16 protein-coding genes are annotated in these 17,192 nt (G+C 40.8%); 6 read left to right on the plus strand and 10 right to left on the minus strand.

Annotated features, from left to right (window positions below; genetic code table 11):
• Positions 1 to 106: 106 nt before the first annotated feature.
• The 3 genes from ATH1_RS0101290 to ATH1_RS22540 all read right to left on the minus strand — a co-directional run bounded on the left by ATH1_RS0101290 (position 107) and on the right by ATH1_RS22540 (position 3,346).
• Positions 107 to 397 (minus strand): hypothetical protein, encoded by a 291-nt coding sequence (locus tag ATH1_RS0101290; protein WP_010416507.1) that lies wholly within the window; start codon positions 395 to 397, stop codon positions 107 to 109.
• A gap of 241 nt (positions 398 to 638) precedes the next feature.
• Complete coding sequence (locus ATH1_RS0101295) at positions 639 to 2,804, minus strand: elongation factor G (RefSeq protein WP_029163900.1); 2,166 nt, start codon at positions 2,802 to 2,804, stop codon at positions 639 to 641.
• Between the two features lie 359 nt (positions 2,805 to 3,163).
• A complete protein-coding gene (locus ATH1_RS22540; protein ID WP_342626174.1) occupies positions 3,164 to 3,346 on the minus strand; it encodes a hypothetical protein in 183 nt (60 codons plus the stop codon).
• Positions 3,347 to 3,530: 184 nt separating this feature from the next.
• On the opposite strand from ATH1_RS22540, the gene ATH1_RS0101310 reads away from it, so the two are divergent.
• On the plus strand, positions 3,531 to 3,881 hold the full coding sequence (locus tag ATH1_RS0101310; RefSeq protein ID WP_044114778.1) for a DUF190 domain-containing protein: 351 nt from the start codon (positions 3,531 to 3,533) through the stop codon (positions 3,879 to 3,881).
• Here ATH1_RS0101310 and ATH1_RS0101315 read toward each other — a convergent pair.
• The 6 genes from ATH1_RS0101315 to mutY form a co-directional block, all read right to left on the minus strand.
• Positions 3,872 to 4,606 carry a phosphoglycerol geranylgeranyltransferase gene (locus ATH1_RS0101315; RefSeq protein ID WP_245531678.1) on the minus strand — a complete coding sequence of 245 codons (735 nt, stop codon included), beginning with the start codon at positions 4,604 to 4,606 and terminating at the stop codon, positions 3,872 to 3,874. The two genes, ATH1_RS0101310 and ATH1_RS0101315, sit on opposite strands and share 10 nt — an antisense overlap.
• A gap of 351 nt (positions 4,607 to 4,957) precedes the next feature.
• Positions 4,958 to 5,593, minus strand: coding sequence for a 4'-phosphopantetheinyl transferase family protein (locus ATH1_RS0101320; RefSeq protein ID WP_010416519.1), 636 nt, complete (start codon positions 5,591 to 5,593; stop codon positions 4,958 to 4,960).
• A 56-nt stretch (positions 5,594 to 5,649) separates the two neighbouring features.
• Positions 5,650 to 6,237: a gliding motility lipoprotein GldD gene (gene gldD / locus ATH1_RS0101325; RefSeq protein WP_010416521.1), complete on the minus strand. Its 588-nt coding sequence runs from the start codon at positions 6,235 to 6,237 to the stop codon at positions 5,650 to 5,652.
• Complete coding sequence (gldE, locus tag ATH1_RS0101330) at positions 6,234 to 7,562, minus strand: gliding motility-associated protein GldE (RefSeq protein WP_010416524.1); 1,329 nt, start codon at positions 7,560 to 7,562, stop codon at positions 6,234 to 6,236. Before gldE ends, gldD begins: the two co-directional genes overlap by 4 nt.
• Positions 7,563 to 7,799: 237 nt before the next feature.
• Positions 7,800 to 8,291 carry a single-stranded DNA-binding protein gene (locus ATH1_RS0101335; RefSeq protein WP_010416528.1) on the minus strand — a complete coding sequence of 164 codons (492 nt, stop codon included), beginning with the start codon at positions 8,289 to 8,291 and terminating at the stop codon, positions 7,800 to 7,802.
• 106 nt (positions 8,292 to 8,397) lie between these two features.
• Positions 8,398 to 9,456 (minus strand): A/G-specific adenine glycosylase, encoded by a 1,059-nt coding sequence (gene mutY / locus ATH1_RS0101340; RefSeq protein ID WP_010416531.1) that lies wholly within the window; start codon positions 9,454 to 9,456, stop codon positions 8,398 to 8,400.
• A 122-nt stretch (positions 9,457 to 9,578) separates the two neighbouring features.
• Here mutY and ATH1_RS0101345 point away from each other — a divergent pair, with 122 nt between their 5' ends.
• The 3 genes from ATH1_RS0101345 (at position 9,579) to ATH1_RS0101360 (ending at position 15,007) form a co-directional block, all read left to right on the plus strand.
• Positions 9,579 to 9,863 (plus strand): HU family DNA-binding protein, encoded by a 285-nt coding sequence (locus tag ATH1_RS0101345; RefSeq protein ID WP_010416533.1) that lies wholly within the window; start codon positions 9,579 to 9,581, stop codon positions 9,861 to 9,863.
• A gap of 237 nt (positions 9,864 to 10,100) precedes the next feature.
• Positions 10,101 to 11,660: an Rne/Rng family ribonuclease gene (locus ATH1_RS0101355; protein ID WP_010416541.1), complete on the plus strand. Its 1,560-nt coding sequence runs from the start codon at positions 10,101 to 10,103 to the stop codon at positions 11,658 to 11,660.
• A gap of 365 nt (positions 11,661 to 12,025) precedes the next feature.
• Positions 12,026 to 15,007, plus strand: a complete 2,982-nt coding sequence (locus ATH1_RS0101360) for a PEP/pyruvate-binding domain-containing protein (RefSeq protein WP_010416543.1) — start codon at positions 12,026 to 12,028, stop codon at positions 15,005 to 15,007.
• Between the two features lie 34 nt (positions 15,008 to 15,041).
• Here the strand turns inward: ATH1_RS0101360 and fabD are convergent, their stop codons facing one another.
• Positions 15,042 to 15,929 (minus strand): ACP S-malonyltransferase, encoded by an 888-nt coding sequence (gene fabD / locus ATH1_RS0101365; RefSeq protein ID WP_010416546.1) that lies wholly within the window; start codon positions 15,927 to 15,929, stop codon positions 15,042 to 15,044.
• A 271-nt stretch (positions 15,930 to 16,200) separates the two neighbouring features.
• Between fabD and rpsL the strand changes: the two genes are divergently transcribed.
• Together rpsL and rpsG are read left to right on the plus strand one after the other, a co-directional pair.
• Complete coding sequence (gene rpsL, locus ATH1_RS0101370) at positions 16,201 to 16,575, plus strand: 30S ribosomal protein S12 (protein WP_010416549.1); 375 nt, start codon at positions 16,201 to 16,203, stop codon at positions 16,573 to 16,575.
• Between the two features lie 119 nt (positions 16,576 to 16,694).
• Complete coding sequence (gene rpsG / locus ATH1_RS0101375; protein ID WP_010416551.1) at positions 16,695 to 17,171, plus strand: 30S ribosomal protein S7; 477 nt, start codon at positions 16,695 to 16,697, stop codon at positions 17,169 to 17,171.
• Positions 17,172 to 17,192 lie beyond the last annotated feature (21 nt).

Raw genomic sequence — 17,192 nt, forward strand, 5'->3', positions numbered from 1 at the left:
GTTTCATTGGTTAATGCTATTTTATCAAAGATAATTGAATTTTATTGTTTTGAAGGAATTTTACGGACAGTTTCTACACCTTCTGAATTCTCGGCACTGAAAGACATTACCAAGGTACCTTTTGTTCCATCCTTCGCACTGATGCAAGTTGAAGCTGAGAATAGAGTTGCAACTCATAAGTACCTTTTGTTCCATCCTTCGCACTGATGGCATAACAGATCATTTCATCTGCCGGATCGGTCATACCTTCGAAACGATAGGATTTTAAGATTATCAGGTCTTCAGGATTATATTTTTTTCTGGTGCCGATGGCTTCAATAAAATCGCCGGCAGGCCGGAACTCTTCTGTGAAACCCTCTTTGTTAAGGTTTTCCATTGCTTCAGATAATGTATCCATGGCATTAAAATTAGTAACACAGTAAATGGTTCTTTAAGGACAGACACTGATTTATAAAACTCTTTAACTTGTTATAGTGTTCAGAAAACTGCAATAAAAAAGGGCTGCTTTTGCGGCAGCCCTTGTTCAGAATAATGAAACGAGCATGGCAAAGTTTTCCACAAAAGAACATGTATAAAACGCTTACATGCGAGTTCCATCAGACCAATAACTTAGACTAATTTTATACTGATGAAAAAGCTTATTCCTCTTTTTTTGATTTTGTTTCAGCTTCGTAGGCAGCCAAAAGTTCCTGCTGAATTTCAGGTGGAACCTTATCGTATTTGCTGAACTTCATAGTGTAAAATGCACGGCCACCGGTGAGTGAACTTAATGAAGTGGAATATTTGTTCATTTCCTTCAATGGTACCTTGGCCTTTATTACTTCAAAACCTTTTTCACTGTTCATTCCTTCAATGACTGCTCTTCTTCCCTGCAGGTCGCTCATAACGTCACCCATCCGGTCGGAGGGAACACGTACTTCAACATCATAAATAGGTTCAAGTATTTTGGGGCCTGCTTCTTTAAAGGCCTGACTAAAGGCATTTCTACCGGCCAGCTTAAAACTGATTTCATTGGAGTCGACCGGGTGCATTTTCCCGTCATAGACACAGACTCTGATATCCCGTGCATAAGAACCTGTAAGTGGTCCTTCTTCCATCTTTTCCATCACTCCTTTCAGAATGGCAGGCATAAAGCGGCTGTCGATGGCTCCTCCTACGATGCAGTTGCAAAAGACCAGCTTACCGCCCCATGGAAGATCCACCACCTCGGTATTCCTGACGTTTACTTTATATTCCTGACCGTTAAATTTGTATACGGATGGTTCCGGCATTCCGTCATAATAGGGTTCTATGATGAGATGGACTTCACCAAACTGGCCGGCTCCTCCCGATTGTTTCTTGTGGCGATAATCTGCTCTGGCCTGCTTTGTAATGGTTTCGCGATAAGGTATTTTTGGCGTGAGAAACTCTATCGGAATTTTATCGTTGTTTTCAATCCGCCATTTCATCGTGTTCAGGTGGAACTCACCCTGTCCGTAAACAATAATCTGTTTAAGTTCTTTTGAGTATTCCACTATTATTGTCGGGTCTTCCTCGTGTATCCGCTGCAAAACTTCTCCCAGTCGTTCATCATCACTTTCGCTCACCGGTTTAATGGCTGTCCGGTATTTGGGCTCTGGATATTTGATCGGTTCAAAAATGTAATTGCATCCTTTTTCATTCAGGGTATGATTGGTTTTTGTTTCTTTAAGCTTGACGGTAGCTCCTATGTCACCGGCCTGCAGTTCTTCAACTTTATGCCGCGTGTTGCCTGCAACACAATATAATTGCGACAGTCTTTCTTTAGCTTCCCGAGACATATTGATCAAATCCATACCCTCGGAAACTTTACCCGACATAACTTTAAAAAAGCTAACTTCCCCCAGGTGAGGTTCAATGCTTGTTTTGAAAACAAATATGGATGCCGGCCCATTGGGATCGCATGGAACATCTTCACCTTTGCTGGTTTTTTTGGGAGGCATTTGTGATACAAGCGGAATAATGTTGCCAAGGAATTCCATCAGGCGCCTTACGCCCATATCCTTTGCGGCTGAAACGCAAAATACGGGGAAAAGATCACGGGCTATCAGTCCTTTTCTGATGCCATGACGCATCTCTTCTTCATTCAGAGAACCTTTTTCGAAGAAAAGTTCCATCAGGTCTTCGTCGTTCTCGGCTGCAGCTTCAACCAGTTCGTTGTGTAACTCTTCGGCACGGGATTTTTCTTCGTCAGGAATATCAAGAACTTCAGGAACGCCACCATCCGGACCCCACTTGTACATTTTCATTTTCAGAACGTCTATCAAAGCGTTAAAATCGGGACCTACATTAAGCGGGTACTGAATAATAACTACCTTACGACCAAACACTTCACGGGCAGACTCAAAAGTTGTTTCAAAGTTGGCTTTTTCATGGTCGAGCTGATTGACCACGAAAATAACCGGTTTGTGATAGGTCTCTGTATATCGGAACAAATTTTCCGTTCCTACCTCCACTCCCTGCGAAGCATTAAGTACCATTAAGGAAGTATCTGTGACATTCAAAGCAGTGATCGCTCCGCTGATGAAATCGTCTGATCCGGGAGCATCAATAAAATTCAGTTTTTTGTCTTCCCATTCGGTGAATAATACAGACGAAAAAACCGAGTAGCCATATTCATGCTCTACCCGGTGATAATCCGATATTGTATTATTATTCTCTACATTTCCTCTGCGTTTGATAACACCACCCTCGAAGAGCATTGCTTCTGCAAGGGTGGTTTTTCCCGAGCCGCTGTTTCCAAGCAGCGATATGTTTTTGATGTGATCGGCCTGATATACTTTCATGATAGTATATTTAAAAAAGGTTAAAAATAATTTTAAAACGGATGACCGTAAAATTAATAAATCCTTAATAAGATGCAAGCAATATGCATCATTTTTCGTGAGCATATTTTTTGCCTCTGATTTAATACAGAGGAATTTGTGTTTTGATTTTGTGTGATAAGACAAAAAAGTAGATTGCTTAGTTGTTGCAATGCTGTAATGGTTTTAAAATGTTCCAAATATGAGCCCGGCCTGAAAAGCATCTTTATTGTCAAACTCGTTGTTGTTTTAAGTTTTTGCATCCTCAGTAACAATAAGTTAACACCGGTACAAAAATTAAAACGCCTTGATTTTGACAAAAATATGCTTTTATGCTGTACTTAAATGTGAGTGCAGTATAAAAAGCCTTCAAACTGCTGATTTTTACCATATTTACCCCTGACCCCTAAAGGGGAACTGCTAAAAATCAGCAGTTTGAAAAAGTCCCCTTTAGGGGATTTAGGGGTCAAAAGACTTTTTATACTGCACTCAAATATTGAATTTGTCAATTCTATTATGTAAATTGATTTTACTGTTTTGTTTTATACATGAGTGCGGTATAAAAGGCCTTGAGTTTGGCAACAAAGATGCTTTTCAGGCCGGGCTCAAACATGTCTTTGCAGACAATTGTATTTGTTCAGTTTGTTTTGCAGTCATAAACAAAATGTCTTATGGCAGAATTATGTACTTACTTAAATGGGTGAAATTATGAATCTCTCCGGTCACGCCAGAAAGTTGATTATCATTGTAGGGGAATCCGACATTGTTTATCAGCGGCCGCTTTACGAGGCCATTATATATGCAGCAAAAAAGTATAACATAGCCGGTGCTACCGTATCAAAAGGAATACTCTCTTATGGGGCCGAAAGTATGCTGCACAGCAGTAAAACTTTTGCTTTGTCAGACGATATACCGGTTATAATTGGTCTGGTGGATGTTGATGAGCGATTGTCGGATTTTGCCCAAATCATTAACAGGTTAATGGATAAAGCAGGTTCCCGGGGATTGATTACAATGGAAGAGGTTGATGTACTCCGATATGGCGAAAGTCATGGCTGACTGGTAATTTCCATAAATTTGCATAGCAGTTCCGGGTCTTTTTCTAAAGCATTTCCAACGACCACGATATCGGCACCGCTTCTTAGTGCAGTATGGAATTTTTCTCTCGTGTCGATTCCTCCTCCTATCATAAGAGGTATCCGGATGTTTTGTCTGACCGAACGTATCATTTCAGGGGGAACTGGGTTGCGGGCGCCGCTGCCTGCATCCATATAAATCATTTTAAGTCCCAGCATTTCTCCTGCAAGTGCGGTAGCTGTGGCGATGTCTGTTTTGTCGGATGGAATGGGACTGGTTTGACTGATGTATTCAACCGAGGTGGACACCCCACCATTTATCAGCATATAACCGGTTGGAATGGTTTCAAGACCTTCCCTGCGAATGGCAGGAGCCGAAGTAACATGTGCTCCGATAAGCAATTCCGGGTTTCGGCCGGATATCATGGAAAGAAACAATAATGCATCGGCACTAAAGGATATTTGAGAGGGATGACCGGGATACAATACAACCGGAACATCTGTTTTTTCTTTAAGATATTTCACAACATCATCTACCGGATAACTGGTAAGACTGCCTCCGACCAATACTAAATGAGGCCGGTAAGAATTTATTAAACCTGCTTGTTGCGCCAGAATTTTGCCCCTGCATTTGTCGGGATCGATAAGCAGAGCAAGCATCTTTTTTTTGTCGCGGAGGTGACGTTCTATATAAACTTGTACTTTCAAAACAACTGTTTAAGGTATTTTTTCAAAACAAATATATGAAATGCGCGTGACAAAGATAGCCTTAATAGATTATCAGATTTTTAGATATAAGTAATTTAGTCAGTAGTTTTTAGTCAGTAGCCAGTAGTGTGGATTATAAACACAACAAACGTCTTTGCGTTTTAGCTTTTTTCACCAACCCCCTGCAACACCACAGTTTGCCCGTATAAAGAAAAAATATTTATAGTGATGAAACGAGCATGACAACGTTTTCCACAACAGAACATGTATAAGTTCTTGCATGCGAGTTCCATCAGACTTTAAAAATAAATTTTATACGGATGACTATATCAGGTTAAACTCTTTCAAAAATTATTTTGTCCAAACCAAATAAAAGTTTTTGTCTAAAACGTAATTCAAATATATAGTTTTGTTTGAACCGGAAACAGATAGACTGGCATTAATACTGCCTTGTTGATGAACCGGAGTAAAGGGTGATATTATGATATGGTCTTTAAAAACAAGGCCGGGAATGCCCGCTGTCTTAAAAATGGCTTCTTTGGAACACCATATCAGCCCCAGTTGAACTTCTGTAAACGGATCTTTAATGAACTTTTTCTCATGCGGGTTAAGAAATCGTTTGGATACTTTGCGTATCCGATCCGAAGGATATTCGATGTCTATACCCGGCATGAAGCTGTTGGTTAATACAATGGCAGCATAACTTCTGGTGTGCGAAATGCTGATATTCTCCCGGCAGTTAGTTACAAAAGGTTGTCCGTTGTCCATGTATCTGGTTTCGGGATAAAGACCTGTCAACCGGTATATTAAGACCCTTGATGCCAGCCATTCTTTTCGGCGGGGAGCAAACGAAATGCTTTGCAAAAAATCTGTTTCATTTTTTTTAAGGGGTGGGAGCATCAGTTTTAGCGCTTCTTCGCTCTCTGTAATTTTCCATACTGCGACTCTGGTTTGGTGAGAATTTTCGTTTTCAAAGACAATTGGCATTTGTATAATGTATTAGCATCAGGTATAAATCATCTGACTTCCAAACTTCTAAGCAGTTATTGCCATTCGATGGTTTCGACTAAATGGGTAATATCATCCTTGATAAACTCAAGTACGGGGGCGATGGAGTCTTTATTGGGTACAAGATTGAAATACAACGAACCTCTTAAAAAATGCTTTGTACTGTCGGTAACAAAAAACTGGAGGGGGGAGGCTGTATTTCCTTTAATTTCATAAAGTATGCCGTAAACATTTTTTTCGGGCGACTCAAACATGCGTTCCCTGATGGCATCGGCTTTAACGGTATGTTTAAAAACAAGCTCACGGTTATCTTCAAGTAATTGATAAAGATTGTCTTCAACAGGCTTGTAACTGATGTGTACCTGTGCTTTGAATTGTGGAAATTTCAGGTTGATCCAGTAGGGCTCTTTGTTATATCCATCATCCGGCACTATTTTTGAATACACAGGGCGCTCAAAGCAATAAGGCAGGATGGTGTCGATCGGCACATATTCCTTGGCGGGGAGGGCTATTCTGAAATAGCCCCTGGGTTTTGGGGGTTGAGCATCATTGCACGACATCATCAGGAAGATGATCATCACAGGGAGTACGAAGTATGGGACGGCAGTTTTGAGTTCTTTCATAATTTCCCTTTTTGAGCAAATTTGATTTTCTTAATCCGTCGTTTATCGGCTGCCAGTATTGTAAACTTATACGGTCCGATTTCGATAATTTCATGCTTTTCGGGGATGACGCCTTTAACTTCGAGAAGGAGCCCGGCCAGTGTTTCGGCTTCTCCTTTTATATCATCAAATGCGTTTTCATCGATTCCCGTGATTTTGAAGAAATCTTTCAGAAGTGTTTTTCCTTCAAAAGCCAGTGACCCATCGGGCTGAACAGAGAAAAAATCTTCATCTTCGTCCAGCTCATCACTGATTTCGCCTACAATCTCTTCAAGTATGTCCTCCAGTGTTACGATTCCGGATGTTCCACCATATTCATCCACAACAATGGCCATGTGGATTTTGTTGGCCTGAAATTCAGTCAGAAGGTCATTAATACGCTTTGTTTCGGGTACATAGTAGGCAGGTCTGATCAGGTTTTGCCATCTGAAAGTGTTGTCTTTACCAAGGTGGGGCAACAAGTCCTTAACATACAAAATACCTTTTACATTGTCCGGTGTTTCTTCGAAAACCGGTATCCGCGAATAACCGGATTCGACAATAACCGAAAGTACTTTGTTGAAGTCGCTTTTTATTTCCAGATCGGTAACATCCACTCTTGCAGTCATTACTTCTCCGGCATTGATGTTTCCGAAAGTGACAATACTTTTGAGAATTTGTTTTTCTTCGAACACCTCATCTCCTGTAAGGTCAAGGGCATCGGACAGGTCGTCGAGCGACAGGTTTTTAGTCTTTTGCGCGGCTTTGTTCTTCACGTATTCCGATGATCGAACGAGAAGCATGCTTGCAGGCTTTAATACTTTTGCTGCATTTCTGAGCGGAAGAGCCATTCGTGAAGCAAATTTCCGTGGCGACTGCCCTGCAAAAACCTTTGGAAATATTTCTCCGAAAAACAGGATAATGCTGGTGATAATTACAACATCAAAAATGAATTTGAGTGTTGTATTCTCTCCAAATGATATTACGGCGGAAGAAATATAAGCGGAAAGGATAACAATCCCGACGTTTATAAAGTTGTTGAGAATTAGTATGGTCGCTAATAGTAACTCGGGATTTTCCAGGTGTTTAATGACTTGCTGACTGCGTTTTGAGTTTTCAGTTCTCAGGTGATTTACATCATCCGGCTTTAGAGAAAAAAAAGCAACCTCTGAGCCTGAAACAAGGGCAGACCCAGCCAATAACATCAGGGTAGCGATGATGGCAATAATAATACTCGTTGTTGGGGGGTGGAACAGAATATTGGTAACCACCACGGGAATATGTGACAGAAATAAGTCAGTTTCCAAAGAATGACAATTTATCAATTAACTGGTGTCCGTCTATAAAGTCGGGAAAGCTCCTTACTTAATTTATTGTGTCTGTTCAGAAAGTGCCAGTTGCAAGACTTGCGAAGCCGCCAAGAACGGAGTCCCGCGCTTGCTTTTTGTTGGTTTTATTGAAAAAACCTTACAAAAACTACCTCGGGATGAGTATTTTGGCGGCAAGCGTAACACAACAAATGGTACTTTAAGGACAGACACTAACTAAAATGGCAAATCGTCCTCCTGGGGAGTATCTTCATTGTCACCTGCGCTGAAACCTTCGTTACCCGTTGGTTCGTTTTGTGATTGAGGTGCGAAATTGTTTCCCCCCGGGGGTGATGCTGTTTGGGCGGTTGACTGGTTGTCATTGACCGCCGGATTATCCGATTTTTTTCCTAACAATTTAAGTGTGTCGGCAATAACTTCTGTAATGTATTTGGTAACACCATCTTGTTCATAGGAACGAGTACGAAGCCGACCTTCAATGTATAGCTGTGTACCTTTCCTGATATACGACTCAGCTACTTTTACAAGTCCGCGACGTACGGTTATGTTGTGCCATTCGGTCCTTTCAGGAATTTGCCTCCCATCGCGGGTTGTAAAACCCGGTTCGGTAGTGGCCAAAGGGAAATTGGCAACGCCTTCGTTGTTGTCGAAATATCTTACATCGGGGTCTTTCCCTACGTTTCCGACTAAGATCACTTTGTTTATCATTGTAACAGGGTTTTTGGGATTATAATCAGCTAAAATACTAAACTTTGCTACCGTTTCATAATCAGAAATGAAAATTATTAAGTTCTGTTGTTTAGGATATTGATTTTTAAGGCTTAATAAGTTTCGATAAATTTTTTTGAATCAGTTGCGGGAAGGGTAATCCTTGAATGTTTTCGTTTTTTATCCATTCGTTTTTGAGTTGATTAAAAGTTTGAGGAATTACAACATTTTTTGGCCATACTATATTATAAAATGAAGCATCCAACTCCTGATGGGTGAGCAAGTACTTCTCCTGATGTGTTTTTTCAATTATTATTCCGTCAGATAATGCTTTTCCCAATTTTTTACGAATTGTATCAGAAGAACTGTATTTTTTGGTTTCTATGAGTGGAAACTGATAAAGGCCCTTCCATATATCGTTTTCTATTCTTTTTTGAACGACCGTTTGTCCGTTTTGTGAAATAATCAGGAAATGGAGCCATCTTTTTTTTCTGCTGATTTTTTTACTTCTGACAGGGAAAAGTGTTTGTTTCTCTTGTGCAGCGGCTTTACAAAAAACTAAAACGGGGCATTCCCGGCAGAGGGGAGAAGCAGGCCTGCATATCAGAGCCCCTAGTTCCATCATAGCCTGATTATGCGTTCCCGGATTATTATGGTCCAGGAGTTCCCATGCTCTTTTTTCGAAATATTTTTTACCTTCGGTTCGATCAATAGGAATCCCTGCCATGAAAAGCCTTGAAAGCACTCTGTATACGTTCCCGTCGACGACTGGTCGTGGTTCACCGAAAGCAATTGAAGCAATTGCTGCTGCAGTATATGGACCTATGCCTTTTAATTTCAGTATTTTTTTGTATGTTTGTGGAAACAAGCCATTGTGTTCTGTTACAATGGTTTTTGCAGCAAGGTGAAGATTACGGGCCCTGGAATAATAACCAAGGCCTTGCCATTGTTGCAGTAGCTGGTTTTCGGAAGCGTTGGCCAATGCCTGTGCATCAGGGAATTTGCTGATAAAATGCTGGTAATAATTTAAACCTTGTTTAACCTGTGTTTGTTGAAGTATTATTTCCGATATCCAGATTTTGTAAGGATCATTGGTCTCCCGCCATGGAAGATGTCTTCCATTTTTTTGGTACCATTTTCTGATTATTGATGGGAAATTGGTCATTATTAAAAATTTATGCAAAAATAAGGGTTTTATTTTTTTTCTTATGGAATTCCTTTATCTTTGCACACTGAAAATGAAAATTTACGTCTAATTAGTTGATAATTAAATAATTTTACAAAGAGATGACAAAGGCTGATATTGTTAACGAAATTTCGAAGAATACTGGAATTGAGAAGGTTACAGTTCAGAAAACTGTTGAAGCCTTCATGGAAACAGTAAAAGGAAACCTCGTAAAAGGTAAGAATGTATACCTGAGAGGATTTGGTAGTTTTATCGTGAAAAAGCGTGCAGAGAAGACTGCCCGTAATATTTCGAGAAATACTACCATTATTATTCCCGAGCACTACATTCCTTCGTTCAAACCTTCAAAAAGTTTTGTTACGAAAGTGAAGAACAACGTTAAGTAAAAATGTTTAACTTGATAAATTGAATTACTATGCCAAGTGGAAAAAAAAGAAAGCGGCATAAAATGGCAACACATAAGCGGAAAAAAAGACTGCGGAAAAACCGCCATAAAAAGAGAAAGTAGTCTTTTAACCGCATAAGAAGATACTGAAGAACAAACAGCCACTGCGTTGTTTGTTCTTTTATTGTGTCTGTTGAGTCGTTCTTTGAAATAATGTATATTTAACTTAATACATATTGTGAGTGCAGAACTATTTGTAGATGTAACTCCCGGCGAACTTGTCATTGCCTTGCTCGAAGACAGGCGTCTCGTTGAACTGAGGCGTGAGCCCAGCAATGTAAAGTTTGCAGTTGGTGATATTTATCTGGGCAAAGTAAAAAAAATAATGCCCGGATTGAATGCAGCGTTTGTGGATGTTGGTTATGAGAAGGATGCATTTTTGCATTATCTCGATTTGGGACCACAATTTTTGAGTCTTAACAAATACCTCAAACAGTCAAAAGCCAAAAAGGGAAGTGTCTCATTGCACAAATTCAAACCGGAAAACGATATCAATAAAAACGGAACCATCTCCGAAGTCCTAACAGGTGGACAGGAAGTACTCGTTCAGGTTGCTAAAGAGCCTATTTCCACTAAAGGACCCAGGCTCACTTCCGAGATTTCCATTGCTGGCCGAAACCTTATACTTATTCCTTTCTCCGACCGGGTTTCGGTGAGTCAGAAAATCGAATCTCCGGAAGAACGAAGCCGTCTGAAACGTTTGCTGCTCAGCATTAAACCCAAAAATTACGGTGTCATTATTCGTACAGTGGCCGAAGGGAAAAGAGTGGCTGAACTGGATAAAGAGCTTCGTACCCTCGTTAAACGATGGGAAGACTCTATAGCCAGAGTTCGCGATGTTAAGGTTCCCGGACTTGTTCTCGGTGAAATTGGCCGCACCTCTGCTATATTGAGAGATATTCTCAATCCTTCTTTTCATTCGGTATATATAAACGATATCGAGATATTCAGGGAGGTCAGGGAATATGTAGAACTTATTGCCCCCGGAAGAGAAAAAATTGTAAAACTTTATAAGGGGAATGCTCCTCTTTTCGACCAGTTTGGAATTGAAAAACAAATTAAGGCCCTTTTTGGGCGTACCGTGTCATTCAAAAGCGGCGCATATCTTATTATAGAACATACCGAAGCGCTGCATGTTATTGACGTAAACAGTGGCAACAGGTCACGCTCGGCATCCGACCAGGAATCAAATGCTGTGGAAGTAAATCTTGCTGCAGCAGAAGAAATTGCCAGGCAATTAAGGCTTCGCGACATGGGAGGTATCATTGTGGTCGATTTTATTGACATGCAATTATCCGAACATCGTCAGCTCGTCTTCGAAAGGATGAAAGAAGCTATGGATGCTGACAGAACCAAGCATAATATTTTGCCGCTGAGTAAATTCGGGCTGATGCAAATTACCCGTCAGAGAGTACGTCCCGAAATGCATATCGACACCAGTGAAAAGTGTCCCGTATGTAAAGGGAAGGGAGAAATAGCCCCTTCTATCCTGTTTGCCGATACTTTGAATGACAAAATCCGGTTTGTAGTGCAAGAGCTGAATAAGAAGAAGTTGACCCTGTGGGTTCATCCTTATATTTATGCCTATCTTAAGCAGGGATTTCCATCTCAGATTTTAAAATGGAAGTTTGACCTTGGGCTTGGCATAAAGGTGAAACCCTCCGATTCTCTTGCGTTTCTTGAATATAAATTTTTTGACGACAATACTCAGAAACAGATTATTCATCCCGGTGTGTAATTTTTATACACCAGGTGTCTGTTTTAGTAAGTATGAAACGAACATGAATTTTGGAATGCCAAATACTCAAAAAGGCATGAACAAAATTGGCTAACGCCGATCTTACGATTCATCGTGAGTTTCATCCGACTAATAACTTAGACTATACTGATGAAATTTTAAATTCATAAAGCACAGACAGACAATCAGAAAGCCGTTCTTTCGTTTCGAGAGAATGGCTTTTTTTGTTTTTGGCCGATTTCTTCAGTAAATTTATCTCATAAAGTCAGCCGGAGAAAATTAAATCAAAACACTATGACCAATTCTCCTTTAAATCGCCGCAATTTTCTGAAGTTGAGAAAAGCTGCTACTAATTTGTAAGTATTATGAGCAATGGAAATCACTATGTTGAGCTTTCCAAAATATACAAACGTAAAAAGTCCGACCAGGATATTTTTCAGGAACTGATGTCTTTCAAAGTAACCGAGGTTCTTTTGGTTGCTACCTATTATGATTCTTATTCGATTGTCAGAGAAGGACGGTTTTTCGACAAAATTTTCGGGGAATATCTCCAACTCAATCTTTTTTCTGCACCACGAATTACCAGCGTTGCTACTTATGATGAGGCTTTGTCGCTTATGTCAGAGCGTAAATTCGATATGGTTATTCTGATGGCCGGTCTCGACAAAAAGATGCCTATATCATTAAGTCGGGAGATCCGAAAATATTATCCCGATCTGCCTGTTCTTCTGATGGTGAATAATAATGAAGATCTTAAGTATTTTGATGAAGCTTCTTCGCCGGGGGGAAGCATTGATAAGGTATTTGTGTGGAACGGCGATTCACGCGTGTTTCTTGCAATGATAAAATATGTAGAGGATAAGCTCAACGCCGAAAACGATGTAAGGGTGGGCGATGTTCGCGTTATTCTTCTGGTTGAGGACTCTCAACGGTATTACAGCCGGTATCTTCCGATGCTCTATTCCATTATAATGACGCAAACACAGAATATTCTCACGGAAGAAATTTCGGACCAGACACATAAGATACTCAAAATGAGAGTTCGCCCCAAAGTTCTTTTAGTGAGTACCTACGAAGAAGCAGTGGAAATAGTGGATAAATATCTGGACAATCTTATCTGTGTTATTTCTGATGTTAAATATTCACGCGAGGGGCAACAGGATGAAAATGCCGGTGTTGATCTGATTCGCTATGTGAAAAGTAAGGTCAATCTTCCCACACTTTTGCAGTCGTCTGATCCCGGGAATGCGGGAAAAGCTGAGGAAGTGGGGGCCGATTTTATTGACAAAAATTCCGATACCCTGAGTATGGATATTTATAATTTCATTCATCAGAAATTAGGCTTCGGAAATTTCGTGTTTACCAATTCACGCGGAGTAACCCTGGCTACAGCAAGAAACCTGAAAGAGTTTATTCGTTGCCTGAAGGAAGTACCCCCGGAGTCGCTTTTATATCATGCCCGCCGAAACGGGATTTCTACCTGGCTCATGGCGCGTGGAGAGATTTCTATAGCCAAGCGACTGCGACCATATAGAATTGAAGATTTTGAAAGCACAACAAAATTACGACAGAAAATTCTTGATGTATTTGAAGAAGCCAGGATTGAGCGCATGAGGGGCCGTGTCGTTCAGTTCGATCCGTCTATGGTAAATATGGATCGTTTCGTTATGCGCATCGGCGATGGTTCTTTCGGTGGAAAAGGAAGGGGACTGGCATTTCTCAGTAACTTTATCGAGAATATTGATTTTGCTTCCATTGTTCCTGACCTGAATATTAAAATTCCGCCTACAACAATTGTCGGGGCCGCAGAGTTTACCACATTTCTTGAGAAAAATAATCTTTTAAAGTCTATCTATGAAGAAAAGGATTTTGATCAGATAAAACAGAAAATAATAAAGGCCAAACTGAGTAATGAAGTTGAAAGAAAGCTGCGCCAGTATATCGAGTATATGGATGTACCGATTGCTGTAAGATCATCAGGACTTTTTGAGGACAGTCTTTTACAACCTTTTGCCGGTGTTTTTTCTACTTATGTCCTTCCGAATAATGATCCCAATCCCGAGGTGCGATTTAACCAGCTTGCAACGGCCGTAAAATTGGTTTATGCTTCTATTTTCAGTCCTACTGCCCGTGCTTATTTCGATGCGGTTCATTATAAAATTGATGAAGAAAAAATGGCGGTTATTATTCAGAAACTGGTGGGACAAAAAGCGCACAACCGGTTTTATCCTCACGTTAGCGGCGTGGCACAGTCTTTCAATTACTATCCGTTTTCCTACATGAAACCCGACGACGGCTTTGCTGTAATTTGTGTCGGACTTGGGAAGTATGTTGTCGGCGGTGAAAAATCATGGCGCTTTTGTCCGCGTTATCCGGGTCTTGAACTGAGTTCACTGAGCGACCAGATCAAAGACTCGCAGGAATATTTTTATGCAGTGGATATGGAAGAAGAAAATGCCGATTTATTGAATGACGGGGAAGATGCGTTTATCAGGAAATTAGATATTAGTGAGGCTGAAGAAGACGGAAATCTGAAACATTGTGCCACTGTTTATGATATTAATAACGATCGCTTGGTCAACGATTTTTCCATTCGTGGCCCAAGAGTATTGAATTTCGCCGATATTTTAAAATATGATTTGGTGCCTTTGCCACGCACACTCGACATGTTGTTACGATACTTGAGAGAGGCAATGGGGGCTCCTGTTGAGATTGAGTTTGCTTTAGACCTGGATGAGGGAGATAAAGGCAATCCGACATTGTGGTTGTTGCAGATAAAACCCCTGATTCGCCTTGAAAAACATTTGGATGTGGATTTTTCTGAGGTTGAAGATGAACGTGTCATCCTGAAATCCGAGAAAGGAATGGGAAATGGCCGATACAATCATATCAGCGATGTTATTTTTATGAATGTGGATAAATTCGACAGGACAAAGACCCGCGAAATGGCGGCTGAGATGGCCAGACTCAACAAAAAGATGGAAAAAGAAGAACGCGAATATGTGTTAATAGGTCCCGGAAGATGGGGAACACGCGATCCCTTTACCGGCATCCCTGTATATTGGTCACAAATTTCTCATGCCCGCGTAATTGTTGAGATGGGACTCCCGGATTTTCCTCTGGATGCTTCTCTGGGTTCACATTTTTTTCATAATGTGACTTCAATGAATGTCGGTTATTTTTCAGTGCACACCAAAAACAAAAATGAGTTTGTCGACCTCGAATTTTTAAGTAATCAGCAGGTGGTTGATAATACAGGTTATTTTGTTCACGTAAGATTTAATAAACCCTTGACGATTTTGATGGATGGCAAACAACAAAAAGCTGTGGTGATGTGGAATAAATAAAACGGGTGGCTTATGCGCACCCGTTTTTCTGAAATTACTGAAGCTGACTAATACCTTCCGTTGTTACACTTCTGTCAATTTTTTTGATCAGGCCCTGTAGTACCTTTCCGGGACCGATTTCCGTGAAATGATCGGCGCCGTCGGCAAGCATATTCTGAACCGTCTGTGTCCACCTGACAGGTGCGGTGAGCTGTGCAATCAGGTTCTGTTTAATGTTAGCAGGATCGGTTTGGGGTTTGGCATCCACGTTTTGATAAACCGGGCAAACCGGGATGTTGAATTGTGTATTGTTAATGGCGTCGGCAAGTTCGGCACGTGCAGGTTCCATCAGAGGGGAGTGAAAGGCTCCGCCAACGGGTAATTTAAGTGCTCTTTTGGCTCCTTTTTCTTTCAATAGCTCGCATGCCTTATCAACACCTTCGAAGGTGCCGGAGATTACCAGCTGCCCCGGGCAATTATAGTTGGCGGCCACGACAATATCATCAACCGAATCGCAGACTTCTTCTACAATGTTGTCATCCAACCCGACAATTGCTGCCATTGTTGACGGTTTTATCTCACAGGCTTTTTGCATGGCCAGGGCCCTCTGGTAAACCAGCTTTAAACCATCTTCAAAGGTTAATGCTCCGGCAGCTACCAGTGCCGAAAATTCTCCTAAAGAGTGGCCGGCTGTCATTTCGGGTTGAAACGACGTTCCAAGTGTTTTGGCCAGAATTACCGAATGTAAGAAAATCGCAGGTTGTGTTACTTTTGTTTGTTTCAGGTCTTCCTCCGTTCCTTCAAACATAAGGTCGGTGATGCGGAAACCTAAAATCTCGTTGGCCTCTTCGAAAAGTTTTTTGGCTATGGGATCGTTCTCATAAACATCTTTTCCCATTCCAACGTATTGGGCGCCTTGCCCGGGAAATACGTATGCCTTCATTGTTTGTTGGTTTTAATAAATTTACATTGATTTTCGGGGTTGCAAATATACAATTTGTTCCGGTCTTTTAAGGTTAAATTCCGGGCTCACCAATTCTTTACAATAAAAAGTCAGGTGTTGTTAGGATTTTTCAATTGAAAATTAGTACTTTTGCACCGCTTTTTTGTGCAAAGAGGTGAAAAATATTGAGAATCAATGAGATTTTAATTGAAAAACACTACCTTTGCAACCCATTTTAAAAGAGTATTTTAAGTTTAAAATAGTTGTATATATGCCAACAATTCATCAGTTAGTAAAGAAAGGACGGAAGAAACAGGTTGATAAAAGTAAGTCGCCTGCATTAAATGCTTGTCCGCAACGTCGTGGTGTTTGTGTGAGGGTTTACACAACAACACCTAAGAAACCGAACTCAGCCATGCGCAAAGTAGCTCGTGTGAGATTGACCAACGGAAAAGAGGTAAACGCCTATATCCCCGGTGAAGGTCATAACCTTCAGGAGCACTCTATTGTTCTTGTACGCGGTGGCAGGGTAAAAGATTTACCGGGTGTTCGTTACCACCTTGTCAGGGGAGCATTGGATGCATCAGGCGTTGAAGGACGGACTCAGCGTCGATCCAAGTATGGAACTAAACGTCCTAAAAAGTAATTAATGTTTCACAGTTTGGTTTTGTTTATTTGGTTTGTAAACAAAGGTTGAGTAAATGACCATGGGTCGTTGAAGACACGGATACAGCCAATAAAAAGGCTAATAAACAAAAAGAAGAGATGAGAAAAAGTAAACCAAAAAAGAGAATTATTCTTCCCGATCCAAAGTTTAATGACACTTTGGTAACTCAGTTTGTAAATAACCTGATGTTCGATGGTAAAAAGTCTGTTGCATACGGTATTTTCTATGATGCTATGGATCGTATTGCAGACAAAGCAGAGAAAGAAGGTAAATCACCACTCGAGGTATTCAAAAAGGCATTGGAAAATATTACCCCGGCAGTAGAGGTCAAAAGTCGCCGCGTTGGTGGGGCTACATTTCAGGTTCCCACGGAGATCCGTCCCGACAGAAAGGTGTCGGTCAGTATGAAAAACCTGATTGCTTATGCCCGTAAGCGCAGTGGTAAGTCAATGGCCGAAAAGCTGGCTGCTGAAATTGTTGCGGCATATAACCAGGAAGGCGGAGCCTTCAAAAGAAAAGAAGATATGCACAAGATGGCTGAAGCCAACCGTGCGTTCGCTCATTTTAGATTTTAAACTTAATTAAATAAAGAAGAG

The sequence above is a fragment of the Anaerophaga thermohalophila DSM 12881 genome (assembly GCF_000191885.1).
In the GTDB taxonomy this organism is placed as follows: Bacteria; Bacteroidota; Bacteroidia; order Bacteroidales; family Marinilabiliaceae; genus Anaerophaga; species Anaerophaga thermohalophila.

What these genes read in the sequence shown, in the direction of transcription:
- ATH1_RS0101310 (WP_044114778.1), top strand. Translation starts at nt 3,531, where the DNA reads ATGAATCTCTCCGGTCACGCCAGAAAGTTGATTATCATTGTAGGGGAA.
- gldD (WP_010416521.1), bottom strand. Translation starts at nt 6,237, where the DNA reads ATGAAAGAACTCAAAACTGCCGTCCCATACTTCGTACTCCCTGTGATG.
- mutY (WP_010416531.1), bottom strand. Translation starts at nt 9,456, where the DNA reads ATGACCAATTTCCCATCAATAATCAGAAAATGGTACCAAAAAAATGGA.
- ATH1_RS0101335 (WP_010416528.1), bottom strand. Translation starts at nt 8,291, where the DNA reads ATGATAAACAAAGTGATCTTAGTCGGAAACGTAGGGAAAGACCCCGAT.
- ATH1_RS0101290 (WP_010416507.1), bottom strand. Translation starts at nt 397, where the DNA reads ATGGATACATTATCTGAAGCAATGGAAAACCTTAACAAAGAGGGTTTC.
- rpsL (WP_010416549.1), top strand. Translation starts at nt 16,201, where the DNA reads ATGCCAACAATTCATCAGTTAGTAAAGAAAGGACGGAAGAAACAGGTT.
- ATH1_RS0101360 (WP_010416543.1), top strand. Translation starts at nt 12,026, where the DNA reads ATGAGCAATGGAAATCACTATGTTGAGCTTTCCAAAATATACAAACGT.
- fabD (WP_010416546.1), bottom strand. Translation starts at nt 15,929, where the DNA reads ATGAAGGCATACGTATTTCCCGGGCAAGGCGCCCAATACGTTGGAATG.
- ATH1_RS0101295 (WP_029163900.1), bottom strand. Translation starts at nt 2,804, where the DNA reads ATGAAAGTATATCAGGCCGATCACATCAAAAACATATCGCTGCTTGGA.
- rpsG (WP_010416551.1), top strand. Translation starts at nt 16,695, where the DNA reads ATGAGAAAAAGTAAACCAAAAAAGAGAATTATTCTTCCCGATCCAAAG.
- ATH1_RS0101320 (WP_010416519.1), bottom strand. Translation starts at nt 5,593, where the DNA reads ATGCCAATTGTCTTTGAAAACGAAAATTCTCACCAAACCAGAGTCGCA.
- ATH1_RS0101345 (WP_010416533.1), top strand. Translation starts at nt 9,579, where the DNA reads ATGACAAAGGCTGATATTGTTAACGAAATTTCGAAGAATACTGGAATT.